The organism is Pararobbsia alpina (assembly GCF_965118125.1).
In the GTDB taxonomy this organism is placed as follows: Bacteria; Pseudomonadota; Gammaproteobacteria; order Burkholderiales; family Burkholderiaceae; genus Pararobbsia; species Pararobbsia alpina_A.
The window spans coordinates 2,754,001-2,773,013 of sequence record NZ_OZ221287.1 but is presented as its reverse complement, the minus strand read 5'-3'; the positions used below and the strand labels follow the sequence as shown (position 1 = coordinate 2,773,013).

At 59.3% G+C, this 19,013-nt stretch carries 19 protein-coding genes; 10 read left to right on the top strand and 9 right to left on the bottom strand.

The window, feature by feature from the left end; translation table 11 throughout:
- The first annotated feature begins 245 nt into the window (after positions 1–245).
- Together ACMFWR_RS12035 and ACMFWR_RS12030 are read left to right on the top strand one after the other, a co-directional pair.
- Positions 246–929 (top strand): glutathione S-transferase, encoded by a 684-nt coding sequence (locus ACMFWR_RS12035; protein ID WP_413191892.1) that lies wholly within the window; start codon positions 246–248, stop codon positions 927–929.
- A 199-nt stretch (positions 930–1,128) separates the two neighbouring features.
- Positions 1,129–3,630: an arylsulfatase gene (locus tag ACMFWR_RS12030; RefSeq protein ID WP_413191891.1), complete on the top strand. Its 2,502-nt coding sequence runs from the start codon at positions 1,129–1,131 to the stop codon at positions 3,628–3,630.
- 123 nt (positions 3,631–3,753) lie between these two features.
- On the opposite strand, the gene ACMFWR_RS12025 is transcribed toward ACMFWR_RS12030, so the two are convergent.
- Entirely contained in the window at positions 3,754–4,689 is a 936-nt protein-coding gene (locus tag ACMFWR_RS12025; protein ID WP_413191890.1) for a hypothetical protein, read from the bottom strand.
- A 550-nt stretch (positions 4,690–5,239) separates the two neighbouring features.
- Entirely contained in the window at positions 5,240–5,854 is a 615-nt protein-coding gene (locus ACMFWR_RS12020) for a LysE family translocator (protein WP_413191889.1), read from the bottom strand.
- 132 nt (positions 5,855–5,986) lie between these two features.
- Between ACMFWR_RS12020 and ACMFWR_RS12015 the strand changes: the two genes are divergently transcribed.
- A complete protein-coding gene (locus tag ACMFWR_RS12015; protein WP_413191888.1) occupies positions 5,987–6,439 on the top strand; it encodes an Lrp/AsnC family transcriptional regulator in 453 nt (150 codons plus the stop codon).
- A 15-nt stretch (positions 6,440–6,454) separates the two neighbouring features.
- On the opposite strand, the gene ACMFWR_RS12010 is transcribed toward ACMFWR_RS12015, so the two are convergent.
- The 3 genes from ACMFWR_RS12010 to ACMFWR_RS12000 all read right to left on the bottom strand — a co-directional run bounded on the left by ACMFWR_RS12010 (position 6,455) and on the right by ACMFWR_RS12000 (position 9,018).
- Entirely contained in the window at positions 6,455–7,324 is an 870-nt protein-coding gene (locus tag ACMFWR_RS12010; RefSeq protein ID WP_413191887.1) for an NADPH-dependent FMN reductase, read from the bottom strand.
- Positions 7,325–7,352: 28 nt separating this feature from the next.
- Positions 7,353–7,760: a VOC family protein gene (locus tag ACMFWR_RS12005; RefSeq protein WP_413191886.1), complete on the bottom strand. Its 408-nt coding sequence runs from the start codon at positions 7,758–7,760 to the stop codon at positions 7,353–7,355.
- 292 nt (positions 7,761–8,052) lie between these two features.
- The gene (locus tag ACMFWR_RS12000; RefSeq protein ID WP_413191885.1) at positions 8,053–9,018 is read right to left on the bottom strand and encodes an NmrA/HSCARG family protein; all 966 of its coding nucleotides are present in this window, start codon (positions 9,016–9,018) and stop codon (positions 8,053–8,055) included.
- Positions 9,019–9,115: 97 nt separating this feature from the next.
- Between ACMFWR_RS12000 and ACMFWR_RS11995 the strand changes: the two genes are divergently transcribed.
- Positions 9,116–9,490, top strand: coding sequence for a winged helix-turn-helix transcriptional regulator (locus ACMFWR_RS11995; RefSeq protein WP_413191884.1), 375 nt, complete (start codon positions 9,116–9,118; stop codon positions 9,488–9,490).
- Between the two features lie 393 nt (positions 9,491–9,883).
- Complete coding sequence (locus ACMFWR_RS11990) at positions 9,884–10,822, top strand: TraB/GumN family protein (protein ID WP_413194872.1); 939 nt, start codon at positions 9,884–9,886, stop codon at positions 10,820–10,822.
- Here the strand turns inward: ACMFWR_RS11990 and ACMFWR_RS11985 are convergent.
- Positions 10,815–11,477 carry a glutathione S-transferase family protein gene (locus ACMFWR_RS11985; protein ID WP_413191883.1) on the bottom strand — a complete coding sequence of 221 codons (663 nt, stop codon included), beginning with the start codon at positions 11,475–11,477 and terminating at the stop codon, positions 10,815–10,817. The two genes, ACMFWR_RS11990 and ACMFWR_RS11985, sit on opposite strands and share 8 nt — an antisense overlap.
- Before the next feature lie 47 nt (positions 11,478–11,524).
- Positions 11,525–12,622, bottom strand: coding sequence for a malate/lactate/ureidoglycolate dehydrogenase (locus tag ACMFWR_RS11980; protein ID WP_413191882.1), 1,098 nt, complete (start codon positions 12,620–12,622; stop codon positions 11,525–11,527).
- Between the two features lie 353 nt (positions 12,623–12,975).
- Here ACMFWR_RS11980 and ACMFWR_RS11975 point away from each other — a divergent pair, with 353 nt between their 5' ends.
- The 5 genes from ACMFWR_RS11975 (at position 12,976) to ACMFWR_RS11955 (ending at position 17,600) form a co-directional block, all read left to right on the top strand.
- On the top strand, positions 12,976–14,151 hold the full coding sequence (locus ACMFWR_RS11975) for an ABC transporter substrate-binding protein (RefSeq protein WP_413191881.1): 1,176 nt from the start codon (positions 12,976–12,978) through the stop codon (positions 14,149–14,151).
- A gap of 108 nt (positions 14,152–14,259) precedes the next feature.
- Positions 14,260–15,120 (top strand): branched-chain amino acid ABC transporter permease, encoded by an 861-nt coding sequence (locus ACMFWR_RS11970; protein WP_413191880.1) that lies wholly within the window; start codon positions 14,260–14,262, stop codon positions 15,118–15,120.
- Positions 15,117–16,139, top strand: a complete 1,023-nt coding sequence (locus ACMFWR_RS11965; protein WP_413191879.1) for a branched-chain amino acid ABC transporter permease — start codon at positions 15,117–15,119, stop codon at positions 16,137–16,139. The genes ACMFWR_RS11970 and ACMFWR_RS11965 overlap by 4 nt, the downstream gene beginning before the upstream one ends.
- Positions 16,136–16,900 carry an ABC transporter ATP-binding protein gene (locus ACMFWR_RS11960; protein ID WP_413191878.1) on the top strand — a complete coding sequence of 255 codons (765 nt, stop codon included), beginning with the start codon at positions 16,136–16,138 and terminating at the stop codon, positions 16,898–16,900. Before ACMFWR_RS11965 ends, ACMFWR_RS11960 begins: the two co-directional genes overlap by 4 nt.
- Positions 16,893–17,600 (top strand): ABC transporter ATP-binding protein, encoded by a 708-nt coding sequence (locus ACMFWR_RS11955; RefSeq protein ID WP_413191877.1) that lies wholly within the window; start codon positions 16,893–16,895, stop codon positions 17,598–17,600. Before ACMFWR_RS11960 ends, ACMFWR_RS11955 begins: the two co-directional genes overlap by 8 nt.
- Positions 17,601–17,811: 211 nt before the next feature.
- Here ACMFWR_RS11955 and ACMFWR_RS11950 read toward each other — a convergent pair whose 3' ends face one another.
- Both ACMFWR_RS11950 and ACMFWR_RS11945 read right to left on the bottom strand, forming a co-directional pair.
- Entirely contained in the window at positions 17,812–18,267 is a 456-nt protein-coding gene (locus ACMFWR_RS11950) for a nuclear transport factor 2 family protein (RefSeq protein ID WP_413191876.1), read from the bottom strand.
- Positions 18,264–19,010, bottom strand: coding sequence for an alpha/beta fold hydrolase (locus ACMFWR_RS11945; RefSeq protein ID WP_413191875.1), 747 nt, complete (start codon positions 19,008–19,010; stop codon positions 18,264–18,266). The genes ACMFWR_RS11950 and ACMFWR_RS11945 overlap by 4 nt, the downstream gene beginning before the upstream one ends.
- Positions 19,011–19,013: the final 3 nt, after the last annotated feature.

The window sequence follows — 19,013 nt, the reverse complement described above, 5'->3', positions numbered from 1 at the left end:
CAATTGAATGGTCAACATCCGCCGTAGCCGTGCACCTGCGCATCTCTGTGGCGGCCACCAGGATGCGCTGTCCGGAGCTTAAGCCCAAAACATCTTTCATTGCTACCGTCTCCACGGGCTGGAACACCTGTTGACATGTCAAAGCATACCCTCTATCGTAAATCTAACAAACGTTAGGTAGAAAGAGCCGGTAACGCTTTCGCACGCCTTTCGTCAACGAGTCACATCCCAATGGAGAAACAAGCATGGCATCCAGCGTCACGCGTTCCGACGTCGCTCGGTTCCCGAACATGACGATTTACGATTTTCCGACGGGGCCTTACCCGACACGCGTGCGTATCGCGTTGGCCGAGAAGAGCCTGCTATCGCACGCGGAATTCGTCTTCGTCGATCTTTACAAAGGCGACCACAAGCGGCCCGAGTTCATTTCGACGAAAAACTACTCCGGCACCTTGCCAGTGCTGGAGTTGGGTGATGGCACCTGCATCGCCGAATGCACGGCCATTACCGAATACCTCGACGCGCTCGATGGTGTACCCACGTTGACGGGAAGGACACCGCTCGAAAAGGGCGTGATCCACATGATGAGCAAGCGCGCGGAACTGGAGTTGCTCGATCCCATCAGCGTTTATTTCCATCACGCCACGCCGGGGCTTGGACCTGAAGTCGAGCTCTATCAGAACCGCGAATGGGGCATTCGGCAACGCGACAAAGCGCTCAGAGGCATGCGGTACTTCGATGGTGTTCTCGAAAGCCAGCCGTTTGTCGCGGGCGACGCGTTTTCGATGGCGGATATCACTGTGATCGGCGGCCTGATTTTTGCATCGATCGTGAAGCTGCCGGTGCCCGAAGAGTGCGCAGCGCTGATCAGCTGGTACGAGAGGATGCGTGCGCGCCCGAGCGTCAAGAGCCAACCAGCATTTGCGTGAGACGACGCTGGCGGTCGGCCCGTCGCCATCCTGGATATGACGTCCGCTAAACGAGACCATGATCAGTGTTTGCGCACTATTCGATAGAAGCGCGCGCACTACGTCGTGCCGGACGACGGTACCTAGAATCGAGTCATGCGATGGATGCCTCGCGTTCTCGATGGCATTGACGCAAAGCCATGCTCTAGGGAGCGATACGATGAGACACACTCTGCTTCGTGCGCAAATCGTCTTGGCCTTTTTCGTCGTTGGGATCGGCGGGCAGTCTGTGTCAGCACAACAGAGCGGGGCAGTGGGCGTCAGCAATCCTCCCGCTTCGTCGGTTGGCCTTGTCCTGTCTGATCCACCCCAGCCACCCGCCAACATCAAGTACGTTCCGGGATTCAACGGGACGATCAATCTCGACGTTCGGAATTCGAAATCGGATTGGACACCTTTTACCCCGAAGAAAGCACCCGACGGCGCGCCGAATTTCCTGATCATCTACTACGACGACACGGGACTCGCGGCGTGGTCGCCCTATGGCGGCCGCATCAATATGCCGACGCTCGATCGGCTCGCGGCCAATGGCTTGACCTATACCCAATGGCATACCCCCGCACTGTGCTCGCCATCACGCTCGACCATCCTGACAGGTCGCAATCATCATCTGAACGGCATGGCGTCCATCACGGAATCGGCCAGTGGCTTTCCGGGTTCGACGGGACGTCTTCCCGATCAGGCTGCGACGATCGGTCAAATTCTGCAGGACGGCGGCTGGAGCACGCTTTGGATCGGCAAGAACCATAACGTCGCGGAGCAGGACGTCGCATCGGGTGCGACACGCAAACAATGGCCATTGCAGAAGGGCTTCGACCGCTTCTATGGCTTTCTGGGCGGAGAAACCAACCAGTGGTATCCGGATCTGGTCGAAGACAATCACTTCACCGATCAGGCCTATGGCCCTGAGCAGGGCTACCATCTCTCCAAGGATCTCGCCGATCACGCGATACAGATGCTGCGCGACCTCAAGGCGACGAATCCATCGAGACCGTGGTTCATGTGGTTTTGTCCGGGTGCGAATCACGCTCCGCATCAGGCACCGGCCGACTATATCGCCAAGTACAAAGGCAAGTTTGACGACGGCTATGAGGCTTACAGGACCTGGGTCCTTCAACGGATGATTGCCAAGGGCATTCTTCCTCAAGGCACGCAACTCACCCCGATCAACCCGCTTCCCCAGGACGTCGCCAACCCCGCGGACAACGTGCGCCCCTGGAACACGCTGTCACCCGATGAGAAGAAGCTGTTCTCGCGTCTGGCCGAAGTCTATGCCGGCTTCTCCGAGTACACCGACGCGCAAGTCGGCCGGGTCATCGACTATCTGCAGGAAACGGGTCAACTCGACAACACCGTCGTGTTCTACGCTGCCGACAATGGTGCATCGGGGGAAGGGGGACCCGACGGCTCCGTCAATGAAAACAAGTTCTTCAACGGCTATCCGGACTCCATCACGGAGAACATGAAGCACATCAACGAACTCGGCGGCCCCAATACCTACGAACACTATCCGACCGGATGGGCCGTTGCATTCTCGACGCCGTTCCAGATGTTCAAGCGCTATTCGCAGTTCGCCGGCGGCACGGCGGACCCGTTGGTGATCTCCTGGCCCAAGGGGATCAAGGCGCGAGGCGAGGTGCGCAATCAGTATCACCACTCGACCGATATCGTTCCGACGATCCTCGAAATATCGGGGCTGCAGATGCCGTCGGTGTATCACGGCGTTGAGCAGTACCCGCTCAGTGGCGTGTCGATGGTGTACACGTTCGATGCAAAGCCGGATGACCCCACGCACAAACATATCCAGTACTACGAGATGCTCGGCACACGTGGCCTCTGGAAGGATGGCTGGAAGGTCGCTTCGGTGCACGCGCCTCTGACCGGCAGAGGCAAGTTCGACCAGGACGCCTGGGAGCTCTATCACGTGGATGTCGACCGATCGGAGTCTCAAGACTTGTCAAAGCAGTACCCGGACAAGGTCAAGGAACTGGTTCAGGCCTGGTTTGATGAAGCTAACAAGAATCATGTGCTCCCGCTCGACGACCGGTCTGCGGTCGAACTGCTGGGGCTAAGCCGGCCGAGTGACGAACCGGCGCATGAACGATACATCTACTACCCGAACACGGCCCCGGTTCCTGAAGCTGTGGCGGTCAATATCCGAAACCGGTCGTACAAGATTCTCGCCAACATCGACATCAAGGATGCCAAGGCATCGGGCGTGATCTTCGCGCATGGTTCGCGTTTTGGCGGTCACTCGCTCTTTCTGAAGGACGGCAAGGTCCACTACGTCTACAACTTCCTGGGTATTCCACCCGAGCAGGACTTCGTTTCGAACGTGAACCTCGCACCGGGCAAGCACACGATCGGCGTCGAATTCACGCGGGATAAAGCGGGTGAACATGGAGAGTCGCTGGGTCACACGAAGCTCTATATCGATGACAAGGTTGTGGCAGAAGGACCCATGAGAGCGCAGCCGGGCAAGTTCACGCTGGCGGGCGATGGCTTATGTGTGGGCTACGACAGTGGTGACGCGGTCAGCAAACTCTATAAATCGCCCGCGAGATTCCAGGGCGGCACGATTTATGGCGTGGCGGTCACGGTCGAGAAAGCGGACTTCAACGAACTCAACAGGGAAGCGCAACGGTTGTTGATGACGGAGTGAGACTGGCTTGCGAACGCCCCTCGTTGGAGTCCAGGACATGGCTTGCAACGATGGGCGACGCTTCATCGGTAGAGGGCTCGCTGAGTGTTTCCCGCGCGCAGGTGCGATTGGCGGCTTCGCGCGCTACGCGTCGTAAAACGACAGTTGCGGAGAAGGATGAACGCCGAATGTCGCGAGGATCTTGAAGTTATAGCCATCCCGGTTGAGCTTGCCCAACTCAGAGGCAATGGTTCGCGCGTAACCTTCCAATGTCCCTTGTGGCCCTGACAGTTGTGCGAGGCCGGTTCGCTTGCCCGACTCTCGCGCGGCCGCAACAATCCTCACGCGCAGTGCCGCGTCGGCCAAACCCGACATGTCGAGGTCGGTGACACGACGCGCGTTGGTCGGCAAATCGCCCGGGCTCTGCCATACCGACGCATCGTCCATCCGCAGAGGCGCGTCCAGCGGCAACACAGGGTCGGGTTCGGGCAGCCAGCTCGTTGCGTTCCACGGCACGACGACCGCCGTGGCCCGTGAAAATTTCTGCGCTCTTGCTGCGGCGGTGGCGAAGTCAGCTTCCGGTGCCACGTTGGGATCGGTTGAATAGTTCGCCCACAAATCCGGTGAAAGCAGGGCTTTGTTGGTGCTTTTGCTTTTGTTGAGAACCGCATTCAGACTCGGATAGCGCGCCGGCAGATCGGAGCGCAGCAATGTGCAAAGGCTTTCGATGTCCTGACTGGACACGTCATCTTTGACATAGCGAACAATCAGGTTGTAAATCCGCCGAAGCATGCCGAAATGACGGTTGAAATCCGCGCGCGCCAGCGTTTCGTCTTTGAGTTGTTGCGGCGTGGCAGTACCCCCAGGATTCGCCGGAGTCAGCACACGGAACTCGAAGTGATCGAAGTCCGAGCCCGGATCGTCGACGCGGTGTTCGCCGAGCGGCCCGTACACGATGTTGAACGGATTCCATGCGACGCGCCGCAGCACGATCTGAGGATCGGGGGTGACCGCTGTGAACGAGGCGGGCAGGTCGGTTGAGGGCGTCATGCCTGCCCAGACTGTCAATGCGTCGATCACAGTTCTGTGCTGCTTGGTCACGGCGTGTTCCCAGGCGTTGATCAACAGCGTGTGCGGAATCACATGATGACGGGTGAGATCCATGGCGTTGCCGGATAAGCCGCTCTGAAACAGCGTCGTCGACGGTGCGACTTCAAGACCGGCCATACTGGCCGGCTTCTTTGCCTTCTTGTCGAAGTCGCTCCGGTTGAGCGTATTGAGCCACCCCATTTGATTCTCCTTGTGAAGTTGAGCGGATGCGACCCGGCCTGGCGGGTGCCGCCTCGGCGCGTTGCCTTCGTCGGCACGGAGCCGGACTTGGCAACGCACGCAGGCTCCGCCCGGGGCGGAGCGATCGCAGCGCCAACGGCTTGCCGGTCGCTACGCATCCGGCTAACAGGGAGAACACCTGAGAACGCTCAATATTCCGACGCAGTGCAGACCGTCCCGGCACGAAAGCGGGACGATTGAAAGAATCGTGTTGGGAGATAGGCAGGTGGGAACACGGCGGGCAAGTGGGTAAGGGCGAGGCGTTGCGTCTTTTGCCCTTGAGTTCGCGTTGTTGATTCGCTCAATGACGGAAAGCAATGAGTTGCTCGGCTGAGAGCAGCACAGCGACGGTGATCATCGCGACTCCGGAGAACTGGCTGACTCTCCGCGCGATACTCGGGCGGGTACGAAGTACGAACTTCGAGCCAACCGCAACCAGCGTATAGACGACTGCGCAGTTCAGAATCTGCACGAGTCCAAGCGCACCGATTTGCCGCGAGATTGACCACGAGACGTCGGTTCGTGTGAACTGCGGCAGCAATGCCAGGAACAACAAGAGGGCCTTCGGATTGACGCCGCTGATCGCAAAGCCTCGGAAAAGCCACGCCCGCTTCGTATTGGACATCCCTGTTTCGCCGGCTGATGGGACCGATGGCCGTATCAGTATGTTGATACCAAGCCAGAGCAAATAACCCGCGCCGACGAAAGTGAGAGCGGACAGCACCGCTGGATAGCTAGCGACGAGTGCGCCGACCCCGGCCGCCACCACTAAGGTAATCATCAGATAGCCGCAAAGCATTCCCGCTATTGCCGGTGCAATGGCGCGCTCTCGCATGCCCGCGGATATTGCATAGGCCCAGTCCGCACCTGGAACCATCACCAACGAGAACGAGACGACCCAGAATGCCGTCAACATGCTAATTGCCACAGCTGCCGCTCCATGAATCAAGTCGGCCCGTTTGGCCGCTGGAAAATCATACGGTTTTGGCGTTGGAAGGTGCTTCCATTTTCTTGTGCAGCTACTCGGAATTAAGCTAGCATCTTCCAAATGGATGCTATTGATCGCAAGATTCTTGCTGAATTACAACAGGACGGGCGCTTGTCGGTCACGGAACTGGGCGAGCGTGTCGGATTGAGCCTGTCGCCGTGTCACCGCCGCGTTCGAGCGTTGGAAGAGGCGGGGGTCATTCTTGGTTACCACGCCGAAATCAGTGCCGCCGCCGTCGGCCTCACGTTCTCGACCATCGTATTCGTGACGTTGAAGGAAGCCAATCAAGCGAGCGTCAAGAAGTTCGAATCTGCGCTACCGGACATCCCTGAAGTCATCCGGGCCGAACGCTTGTTCGGAGACCCGGACTACATGCTTCACGTCGTCACGCAAGATTTGAGCGCTTTTCAAGCGCTCTATGACCGAAGCTTGTCGGCCTTGCCCGGTGTCTTGCGACTGACTTCGACACTCGTGATGAAGAGCGTTATCGTCAACCGAGCTCTGCCTGTGTAGCGCTTTTTGTGGGCGCTATTGCGGCGAGGCCGTTCCCGAAATGTGCGCGATCATTGCCTGAAGTGCGCCCCGCAAACTTTCGCTACTCATCGGGTCGTTCGCTATGCCCTCGGCGTCGGTCGGTTTGCCCAAAAGGGGCAGGGTGATGCACGCATCCGGAACGAGCACCGCCGACATCGTCTGCAAGACGAGCTTTAAAGCGGCTTGGGCATCCGAAGCTCGTTGCGATGTGTTGATCAACGCAATCGGCTTACCCGGAAATTCCGAGCTACCCACAAGCCAGTCAAGCAAGTTTTTGAATGAGCCTGGAATGCCGCGAGCGTACTCCGGGCAAGAAATGAGCAGACCATCAGCCCGCCCCACTTGCGCACGCAGATCAGTAATGCGCGCGGGGAGATCATTTTCCAAATCCGGATTGAAGTGGGGTAGCTCTCCGAGTCCGTCGTAGATTTCTACTGTGACACCCGGCGGTGCGAGCATGGCAGCGGCTTTCAGTGCACTTGTATTGGACGACGCTGAGCGCAAGCTGCCGGAAATGCTTAAGAGGATCATTTCTAGGGAGGCGTATTTCAGTCTGCCGATCATAGCCCATGCATTCTGCGTGCGCCGGATGGAGGCCTGGCTGCACCGCGCGTAATCGGCACCGCCAGGGGCGGGTACGCAACGAGTTTCGGCGGGTGCGATTTTGTATTTGAACAGCCACGACGGATCGACGGTCGTCCGTGGCAAGAGGCCGCAATCGGCCAGAGGTAGGGTACAGACGCGCGGTGGCCGAACTTCTGGGTTCGGCCAGTGACGGTCAACCTCGCACGACGAATCTTCGACAATTTGGTCGCTTGCTCGGGATGCCTTTGCAAGTTCATCAGCGGGCAAAACCCAGCTCATCGAACCGATCTACGACGGGCCGCTGGATTCAGCCCTGCCCGAAGGCGATGACGTATCCGTTGCAATCGCGCACGAGCAGCTCTCGCATGTCATAGATCCTGTCAACCGGTCCTTCAACAATATCGGCCTTCTTCGCGCGCAGATCCGCGGCGAGTTGATCCACGTTCGAGACGTAGACATAGACATCAAACGTTTCGTCCATGACGGTTCGATTGGGCCGCGCGACCGGAGTCCTCGGTGGCCGCACCTGCCGGAACATGATGTTCACGTCATCGCGTTGGACCATGACAAAGCTTGGCGGGACACCAAAGAACTCGTCGAAGGTAAAGCCCAGGACATCACGATAGAACTCTGCGGTCGCAAACACGTCATCTACGAGGAAATAGGAGACTGATCGTGTCATTCTGCAGTCTGCAATCGCTGGATCGGTAGCCATGGGTAGCCTCCATCGTGTGTGACACTAAAAGTATCAACAGAGATACTCAATGTCGAGCATGCTCGTTTTCTCGATGGTCGCTTACTGCCCTATACGGAACGTCCCGAAAGAAACGTTCTTAGTGTCCGACAAGGGTGGACAGCTGTCCGTCACAAGACCAACTCGGCGGCTACACCAGCGCCGATATAAAGTTTTTGCCCGAGTAAGCTGTGGGCGTCCGCTTTGAATCTCTCTGACTGTCCATGGGGGCCCGAACAGGGACTATCGGGCGTACCTGTCCGATCCAGCCTGACTAGCGCAGCGCGATCGTCGTATCCGTCGCGTTGAGAGCCGCTTCCAAGAGTGGCTTGCCCGGGCCTGCCAGCCAGGCATCAAAACTCAGCAGTGGGCCGAACGTGCTCGTCAATGACGCGATATCCGCGTTGCCGGCTAACCGGCCACCGTCGAATAGATCTGCGAGGCGACCGAGAAACGCGTTCTCACGCAAGAGACTTTCCGGGAAGCGGTGATAGGTAATGGGCTTGCCTGCGGCGCGACTGAGGCTCTCCTGAAGACTCGCGCCTGTTACCGCGTCGCCGGCAATTTCGATCGTCTGATTTGCGAACCGATCCGGGTCGTCGAAAATGATGGCCACAATCTTTCCGATGTCTTGCGTCGCGATGACCTGGCCTTTCTGATCCGGCCTGACAAATGAGCTGAAAGTGCCTTGGTCGAGACCCATACCAGGCAGCATCAGCAGCTCCATGAATGCGGCCGGACGCACGATGGTGCTGCGGATGCCGATGTGTCGAATGTAAGCCTCGATCTCCGACTTGCTGTCGAAATGGCCCATACCGGTCTTGTCGGGGCCAGCGGCGTTCACCGAGGTATAGACAAGATGTTCGACGCCGGCGTCGTTCGCTTTTGCGGCAATCGTCTTGCCGTAGCGAATCTCGTCGTCATCGGAGACGCCGTACACGGCGCCTTGCCCGGAACTCGGCTGGACGCTGAACACGCCATAGACTCCGGCCATCGCTGCTTTAATCGAGCTGTCGTCCGAGAAATCGCCTCGAAACAATTCCGCCCCCGCTGCAGCGAGTGCTCGCGCTTTTGCGCTGTCGGGATCGCGAACGAACGCGCGGACTTGCCATCCTTTCTCCAGCAGAGCGGTGGCAACGGCACCGCCTTGTTGCCCCGTAGCGCCAAAGACAAGAATGCGTTTGTTTGCTGAACGGCTTAACGCGCCGTTATCGGGCGTGGGTTGGAATTGATCTGTCATGACCGCTCCGTTGAGTCGAGAAGGCGATGGTATAGAAGTTATACTTGAACGCAATTAGGCACCTGAAGCCAACCAGGTATCACTGAGTATCCCGACCATGTCGACACTGACCCAGGAAGCGCTCGAACTAAACCGCCTCGTGCTTGAGGAAATTACAAGCAAGTGGACGCTGCTTGTACTGGGCCATTTATGTGGAGGCCCGATGCGCTTCAATGCTCTGCGTCGTGCCAACGACGGCATCACGCAGCGAGCACTGACAAAGTGCCTGCGTCGACTTGAAGCCAGTGGCTTCGTCAAGCGATCCGTGGTCAGCACCGCGCCGGTGGCTGTTATGTACGCGATATCGCCACTGGGGCGCTCACTGGAACCCCATTTGCGGGCATTGCTGCAATGGGTGGACGAGCATCGCGATGCCATTAAGACAGCGCAGTGCGCGTTTGCCGCCCAGGGCCCGAATGAGCGGTCTCTTTGACGCGGCGGGCGTACTACCTATTGATTCGCGAGTCGACCGATGTTCTGATCGCTATCGCCGCGGGTCAGTTCGAAGAGACGAGACCCGAAGATTACAACGCTGAAAGCAATCGGGCGGTGCTTCACGTACGCATTCATTCGAATAGCAGTGCGCCGCCTGATGCGTGTTGTTCTGCGGCGCGGACCGCACGAGCGGGAAGAGGTCGCTCGCTCGACCGGGTCATTCAGTTCGAGCAATCAAATCAAACGCGCGTCTGCGCAACTCGTAGCGGGTGTATCGATCGCGATGACGGTCGGGATTGCCGCGGCAAGCGCTGCTGGCGTCTACACACAGCTCGCGGACGCCAGAAATCCCTACGTTCGCAGAGCGGCAGCAAACGGCGATCTGCACGTGATGATCTGGACCGCAACCTCGCCAGGCCATCCCACTTTGCTATTGGTGCCGACGATTCATCGTCTGGCTTTGGATGACCCGCGTTTGAATGTCGCGTTGGGCGCGTTGGCCGATAAGGTTCAGGCAGTCGTTCTTGAAGCGCCGTTAGACGCGTCCCCCGATGTCGTGGGCGGCGTTTTCCGGCGACACGGCATCTATGCGACAGAAGACAATCTTGCCAATCACACCCGATCGCTGACGGCCGCGCGACTTGCTCAATGTGCCCGGCAGAGCGGTCTGGATGTGTTTCGATTCTTCCACTTGAAACCCTGGCTCGCTGCGTTGGCCGTTACGTTCAGGCCCGGCGCTCAAGATGCCGGAACGCCTGATGGGGCGATGCCGCAGGCCCTGAACTATGACGGTATCGACCAACGCCTTTCTGAAATCGCGAAGACGAAAGGCATTCCGCTCATCTATCTGGAGTCGACGGAGCGGGCATTCAATCTGTACATCGATATGGTGCCGGACGAGCAGGAAGCGCTACTGAGCGCATCGTGCGACACAGTCGCCGGCGTGATGGTGCCGGGGAATCTGGATATGGTCGCGGCACAGGCCGCGTGGGTGTCGGGCAATGCACAGGAGTTGGGTCGGCTGATCACTGCACGAGATCCGAACGAGTCGGACCAACTCTATGCGGCGAACCAATACATGTTCCGCACCAACACCGATATTTTTGCCGAGGCACTTGCGAGCGACGGATATTTTCAGGGGAAGGGCCCGATCCTGATCGCCGTCGGAGCCGGGCATTTCTTCGGTGCAGCCTCGCTGCCGGACCGCCTCAAGGCGGCTGGATATACGATCACTCCGCCTGTGGCGTCCGATCAGATAAAAATGACAGCGACGTCGATCACCGTCCAGGACCGGGCTAGCAAGCGAGGACTTAAAGCCCCGTTCAAATAATGCCGTGCGCGGGCACCTCGTTGAGCCAGTCTTTCAAACCCTCTCGCGCGCAAAGCTCAATGAACGCAGGTCTTGCGCGAAGACGTTGCACGTAGTTCGCGATGTTCGTCCAGGAGGTCGCTGGATTCGCGGTGTTGCGAGTCCAGCGCATCAGCATGATCGCGAGGAAATCGGCCGTGCTGAGTCGATTGCCGACCAGGTAGGGACGTCCGTCGTCAAGCACGCGATCAAGGTGCTCCATGCATGACTTGATTTGCTTAAGCGCAAATCCTTTAATGACATCCGCGCTTTGAGCATCGCCGTCCTTGTCCGCATAGAACAGGCCGCGCATGGCCGGCAATACGGAATTCGCGAGGTAGACCATCATCTCGAGCCATTCGGCACGCTCGCGTGTGTTGGGCTCCGGCGCGAGTTTCGAATCGGGGTGTCGTTCAGCAAGCAGCATCAATAGCGCGGTCGATTCACCGCAAGGGACGTCATCGATGACGAGCGTCGGGATACGACCTGAGCGACTCACGCGGAGATATTCCGGCGAGCGTTGTGCGCCCGCCTTGATGTCAACAAGCTTTGCTTCGAACGGCACGCCAAGTTCGAGCAGCATCCAATGCACGGCCATGCTAGCCGCGCCGGGACTGTAGTACAGGACGTAGGACATGATCTTTGGATCTTTACTGACGGTGATGGGGCGATTGGGTGATGGCCTTAAGGCGTATCGAGAAAGGCTTGGATCTCGACAGCGGACAAGCCTGCGCTTTGCGCCGCTTCCGCGATCTGTTTCCATGTCGTGACGTCGATTGGCAAGCCGTTCGCGGTGCGTTCTGCGCGGCATTCCAGCTCAGGTTCGCCGGGCGCATAGATGGTGTCGACGCCTTCGGCGTGCGGTGAGGCTTTGACCCATTCGATGAACGCATCGGCCTCGGCCTGCGCTGAGGCAGCGTCGAACGCCTTCGGGTCAAGGACGATCGATGTCATGCAATTGAAAATTGCATTCGATGTCTCGATCGTCGATTCGTGCGTCGTATAGCCGCCCGACAACGCCCCCCCGAAGATCTCGCACAGCGCGGCAAGGCCCGCGCCCTTATGCAGCCCCATGGGTGTCAGCGCGCCAGGCGGCTGCTCGTGCATGACCCTGGGCTCGACCGTCGGGCGGCCTTCATGATCGAGCAACATGCCAGGCGGCACCTGCACGCCCTGGTTATACGCGACACGCGTTTTTCCCCAGGCCATGCCGGACGTCGCGAAGTCGAGCACCAGCGGAGGCTTGCCGTCACGCGGAAAGGCCGCGCAGAAAGGATTGGTGCCCACGCGTCGATCGGTTCCGCCGAAGGGCGCCACGAGCGGATCTCCCGCGACATTTGCAAAGTGAATGGAAACGAACCCGGAGCTCGCACATTGTTCGGCCCAATGTCCGATGCGGCCGATATGGTGGGCGTTGCGAAGCCCCACCGCGCAAATACCCAATTTGGCGGCGCGCTCGATGCCATGCTGCATCGCTTCATAAGCCACCACCTGCCCGAATGCTTTGCGGCCATCCACGGTCAGCACCGCGCCGACGTCCTTGACGATCTCGGCATGCCCGTTGAGCTGGAGCTGATTGTCGCGCAGCGAACCCATGTAGCGCGGGATGACGCCGACCCCGTGGGAGTCGTGTCCGGACAGATTGGATAGAACAAGGTGATCCGCGACAAGCTGCGCTTCGCGCGACGCGCTTCCGGCGCGTTCCCAAATGGCCCGGACATAGTCACGAAGCCTGTCAGCGGTAATTCGTACTTCGGCGGCCGTACCTGATTGCGTTTTCATTGGGGGCAATGTCTCAGGGGAGGTTACACACGATTTCGAATCCATCTTCGCGTGGAATGATCTCATACCGCGTACGCCCGAGAGGGGGTTGCGTTTCACTTATCGGGGATTCGATTCTGTTTATCGCGAATCGTCCGATCCGGCGGTCGGAACGCCCCGCACGTGACACACTTAATTTCCGCTAAAGCCTTACGCGATGCGGATCTCCGGTCATTCGTTCCGAAATTCCGGGCGCGATTTTCGCGTTCCCCGACGCCGATAGGGCATGGCGTATGTGGTTAACCCCCACTTTCAACCGGTGCCGTGGGTGCTTATCGTCCAAGACTGCCATGGACTAGCCAGGAAACCTCTCGATGCAAAACAAAAAGCGCACTTTGCTCAAGGCCGCGGCCGCACTCGTGCTGGCAGGTTCGACAGTGCTCGCGCACGCGGAAGACGTGGTGAAGATCGGGCTGATCGTTCCGATGAGCGGTCCTTTTGCCTCGACAGGGCGCCAGGTCGATGCGGCGGTCAAGCTGTACATCGCCCAACACGGCGACACAGTCGCCGGCAAGAAGATTCAGGTCATTCTCAAGGACGATACCAACGTTCCCGACACGACCAAGCGCCTTGCGCAGGAATTGATCGTCAACGATCACGTGGCCGTATTGGCCGGCTTCGGGCTGACGCCGCTCGCATTGGCTGCAGCGCCGCTGGCGACGCAGGCCAAGGTGCCAATGATCGTGATGAACGCGGCCACCGCGATGATCACCGAACAGTCGCCGTATATCGTGCGTACGGGCTTCACGCTGCCGCAAAACACCTTGGGCATCGCGCGCTGGGCGCCCAAGAACGGCATCAAGAAGGTCGTGACCATGGTGGCCGACTACGGTCCCGGTATCGATGCGCAGAATTCGTTCAAGAAGGTCTTCGAAGCGGAGGGCGGTCAGGTCGTCGAGCAGATTCGTGTGCCGGTCGCTAACCCCGACTTCTCGCCGTTCCTGCAGAAGGTGGCGGACCTCAAGCCGGATGCGTTGTTTATCTTCGTGCCGTCGGGCGCCGGCGCCGTGTTTATGAAGCAATTCGCTGAGCGTGGGCTCGCCAAGCAGGGCATCAAGCTGATCGGCACCGGCGATGTGGTCGATGACGACATCCTGAACAATATGGGCGATGTGGCCCTCGGCGCCGTCACATCGATGAATTACTCGGCCGCGCTCGACAACGCCGACAACAAGGCCTACGTCGCAGCGTTCGAAAAAGCCAACCCTGGCATGCGCCCGAACTTCCACAGCGTCGGCGCTTATGACGGCATGCACCTGATCTACGCCGCGCTCGAAGCAACGAAGGGCGATACCAACGGCGACAAGCTGCTCGCCGCCATGAAGGGCCAGAAATGGAACAGTCCGCGCGGCCCGGTCGAGATTGATCCGGCTACGCGTGAAATCATCCAGAACGTCTACATCACGAAGACCGAACGCGTGAACGGCGAGCTGTACAACGTGCCGTTCGACAAGATCGACGCCGTCAAGGACCCGGCCAAGATCAAGTAACGGGGTTCAGGCAAGACACGTTGTCAGCAGAGTGTCCGTGCATTTGTGTGATTTGCCCGCCGCATTCTTTGCTATGCAAGGGATGCGGCGTTTTGGTGTTTAAGAACTATGCTCACGATTCTCTTCGACGGCATTGCCTACGGCATGCTTTTGTTCGTGATGGCGAGCGGTCTGGCCATCACGTTGGGATTGATGAACTTCGTCAACCTCGCGCACGGTGCCTTTGCGATGGTCGGAGGCTACGTCACCATCCTCGCCACGTCGCGGCTCGGGATTCCTTTTTTCTGGGCCTTGCCGCTTTCGTTTGTCGCATCGGGCGTGTTGGGCGGCATCCTCGAACGCACGCTGTACAAACGCGTGTATGGGCAGTCGGAGCTCAATCAGGTGCTGTTCACGATCGGGCTGACCTTTATGGCCATCGCCACGGTCGACTACTTCCTGGGTTCGACCCAGCAGTTCCTGAACCTGCCGACATGGCTCCAGGGACGCACGGAGGTCGCCGGCATCGGCATCGGCTACTACCGCTTGTTCGTGATTCTGGTCTGCATCGTGCTCGTCGTCGCGCTTCAACTGATACTGAACAAGACACGCTTTGGCAGCCGTCTGCGTGCGTCGGTCGATGACCCTCGCGCTGCAAGCGGCCTTGGCATCAATATCAACTTCATGTTTCTGACGACGTTTGCGTTTGGGTCGGGTCTCGCCGGCCTGGGCGGTGCCTTGGGCGCGGACATGCTCGGTCTCGATCCGATTTTCCCGCTCAAGTTCATGATCTATTTCCTCGTCGTCGTCGCCGTCGGTGGAACGACCTCGCTGACGGGCCCGCTGCTCGCGTCGCTGTTGCTCGGCATTGCCGACGTCGCGGGCAAGTACTACATCCCCGATCTCGGAGCGTTCATCATTTACGGCGTCATGATCATCACCCTGATGTGGCGACCCCAAGGTCTTTTCGCCAGGGCGGGGGGCAAATGAAGTCTGCAAGTTCGATGGAAATGGAAACGACGCAACCCTCAACAACGGCGCTCGAGGTTCGCGCAATCGGCCGGCGCTGGTCGCGCTGGCGTCCCGCGGAAATCGTGTTCTGGATCGTTGCGCTGGGTGCGTGCTTCGCGCCCTTGAACAATTTTCTGCTGCTCAACGAGATGGCGATCCTCGCGTTATTCGCCGTGTCGCTGGATTTGATTCTCGGCTATACGGGCATCGTTTCGCTCGGGCATGCTGCTTTCTTCGGTCTGGGCGCGTATTCGGCTGCGTTGCTTGCGAAGGCCTTCAATCTGGATCCTGTCGTAGGTCTGGTGCTGTCGTGTGGGATTGCTGCGTTCGTCGGGCTGCTGACGAGCGTGCTCGTTATGCGCGGATCCGATCTCACGCGTCTGATGGTGACGCTGGGCGTGGCGTCCATCCTGCATGAACTCGCGAACAAGATGGGCTGGCTCACCGGGGGCGCGGATGGGATGACGGGTGTGCCGATGGTGCCGTTGTTCGGTCACATCGAGTTCGATATCTTCGGCCGCGTGGCGTATTCGTATTCGATCGTCACGCTGTTCCTGCTGTTCATTCTTTTGCGTGCGGTGGTGAAGTCGCCGTTTGGCATTTCTCTGCAGCTGGTTCGCCAGAATCCGCTGCGTGCCGCGGCGATGGGTGTGCCGGTTAATCTGCGTCGCACGGCGGCCTACACCGTGAGTGCTGCGTATGCCGGCGTCGCGGGCGCGCTGCTCGCGCAGACCACGGGTTTTGCTTCGCTGGATGTGCTCGACTTCCATCGCTCAGCCGATGTGCTGCTGATGCTGATGATTGGCGGCGCTGGGTATCTGTATGGCGGCATCATCGGTGCCGTCGTGTTCAAGTTCATGCAGAACTGGCTGGCCGATATCACGCCGCAATACTGGGAGTTCTGGATCGGCCTGCTGCTGGTGATCATCGTGATCGTCGGTCACGACCGGCTCGTGCGTCCGTGGACGTGGTTCCGTCGAAGCGGGAGCGACGCATGACCATCGCATTGCAGACATTCAATCTGGTCAAGCGCTTCGGCGGTCTGGTCGCGACGAACGACGTCTCGATATCGGTCGAGAAGGGCGCACGCCAGGCGTTGATCGGACCTAATGGCGCCGGCAAGACAACGCTGATCAATCAGCTGACCGGTGTGCTGATGCCGAGCTCGGGTCGCATCGAGCTCGAAGGCCGTGACATCACGTCGATGTCCGTTCACGAGCGTGCACGAGCTGGACTGGTCCGTACGTTCCAGATCAATCAGCTCTTCAAGCACATGACGCCGGCCGAGTCGCTGGCCGCAGCGATTTCCGAGCGCAATGGGCTGGGTTCGCGTTTTCTGCGCGCGCTGGGTCATCGCGGTGAACTCATGGATGAGGTCGCCTCGCTGCTCGAGCAGTGCAATCTGGTCGATGCGATGCATCGCGAAACGCGTGTGCTGCCGTATGGCAAGCAGCGCCTGCTTGAAATCGCGTTGGCGCTTGCGGCCAGGCCCCGGGTGCTGCTGCTCGATGAGCCGGTCGCCGGCGTGCCGGACGGCGAGCGTCGCGAGATTCTCAATACGGTGGCCGCGTTGCCCGACGATGTGACCATTCTCCTGATCGAACACGACATGGACCTTGTTTTCAGGTTCGCCAAACGCATTTCCGTACTGGTTGGAGGCGCGCTGCTGACCGAGGGCACCTGCGATGAGATCGCACGTGATCCGAGCGTCAAGGCCGTTTATCTCGGCGAAGAGCCGGTCGGGAGCCAACATGCCTGAGTTGTTGAGGCTGGAGGGCGTCGTCGCCGGATATGGCGAGGCCAAGGTGCTCAAGGGCATTGATGTGTCGCTGGACCAAGGGCAGGCGTTGGCGCTGCTTGGGCGCAACGGGACGGGCAAGACCACACTGATCAACACCATCGTCGGTCACACGCGCCGCTTTGCCGGGCGTATCTGGCTCAATGGTGCGGACATCACAACGCTTAAGCCACATCAGCGTGCGCTGGCCGGGATTGGCTGGGTGCCGCAGGAGCGCAATATCTTCAAGTCGCTCACCGTCGAAGAGAACCTGACTGCGATCGCAGTGCCGGGTCCGTGGGACCTCGCTCGTATCTACAAGATGTTTCCGCGCCTGCAGGAACGTCGTGCGAATATGGGCAATCAGCTCTCAGGGGGGGAGCAGCAAATGCTCGCGATCGGCCGCGCGCTGGTGCTAAATCCCAAGGTGCTGTTGCTGGACGAGCCGCTCGAGGGCCTAGCGCCCATCATCGTGCAGGAGCTGATGCGCATCCTCTCGGAGATCATCGAGCGTGAAGGGCTTTCGGTGATTCTTGTCGAGCAGAATGCTCGTAAGGCGCTGAGCATTACGCACAACGCAGTGGTGCTGGATCGCGGCTCGATCATTCATACGAGTACGGCGGCTGAGCTGCTGGCGCAAGACGAGAAGATCGATACGTTGCTGACGGTGGCGCAACAGTGAGATGTGCGGCACTCGGGAGGCAGCTGGTTGTGTGCTTGGGCGTGAAGCAGTTCGCGTTGCAACGAACCATCGCGCATCGTGTTTCGGTGCCTCAGGCGCTGCCGCTTCATGTGTCGAAGCGCGCGGCGACTGGGTGCTTATGCCTCGGACATGGAGCGGGATCACATTGCAACGATGTTTGCGGCTTCTTGCGTGGGTTCGTCAAAGAGCGTCAAACGTTGCCGCTATACATGTCGAAGCTTGCGCGGCGACGGCTGATTCGCCAGCCGCTTGCTGTCTGAACGAACTGGTCCTCAAAGCGGCCGATGACCTGTGGCCCCCGCAAAGGCCTGCCGAATGCCTCGGGCGGGTCGGATGCATGCGCCGCCCAGAGCAGCACTTGCGTCACCGACTCTGCGGCCTGACGAGAGACGTGCTTGAAGAACGTCCCAAGAATCAGGTGTCGGGTCAGGCGGTCTGCCGGACGTGTCCGATACGATTCAATGATCGCCTCGCATCCTTGAAGTTCGGCTCCGTTGGGACGAACGAGTTGAGCGTCGGCGGTGAAAATCGACGAAAGCTCGGCGTACTGCGCACCGTCGATCAGTTGAGCGGCTTCGAAGACGACGTTCCGGCATGCGTTCTCGGCGACGAGGCGGTCGATGGGTTCCAGGGTGCTTGGGTTCATTCGCCGGACTCTGCTTTGGAATGTGTCGTGACGAACGCCTGCGCCCATTCGAGCAGCACCTTCGAGACAGCCTCTGGTCTTTCCATCGTCGACATGTGTCCAGATGCCTCGATGACGTGCAGTGTCGCCTGGGGAATCACGCGTTGCATGTCTTCATGACGCGCCAGCGGACTCCATCGATCTTCTCTCCCGCACACGAGCACGGTAGGGCATTGAAGATTCTCGAGCACGGGCGTTGCATCGGGCCTGTCGAGCAGGGCGCGAATTTGCGCTTCGAATTGCGCGGGCGAACTCCTTTCGATCATGCTCAGGATCGATTGATAGACATCAGAATCGAGACGATCCGGATGCACCATGCCCGGTGCCCAGGCTTCACCCATCGCACGCATACCTTGAGCGCGCGCCATATCGAGCAGGCCGAATCGGCCGGCTTGTTCTTTGGCGCCTGCATCGCCCGGGTCCCGCGCTTGATAGCCCGTGTCAAGCAAGGCGAGGGCGCCGACGCGCTCCGGTGCACGCCTAACGACTTCGAGCGCGACGCGGCCGCCCATCGAGTGTCCTGCGACGAGAAGCGTTGACGCGTGCACGGCGTTCAAGACAAGGTCGGCCATGCCGCCAATCGAGTCGCACATGCCGTAGTCGGGGATGTAGCAATCGGCGATCGTCTCGAGCGCCTTGCGTTGCTCGGTCCAGACCGCGGCGTCGCAGAGCAAGCCCGGAAGGAGTACCACCTGGAGGGACATGAA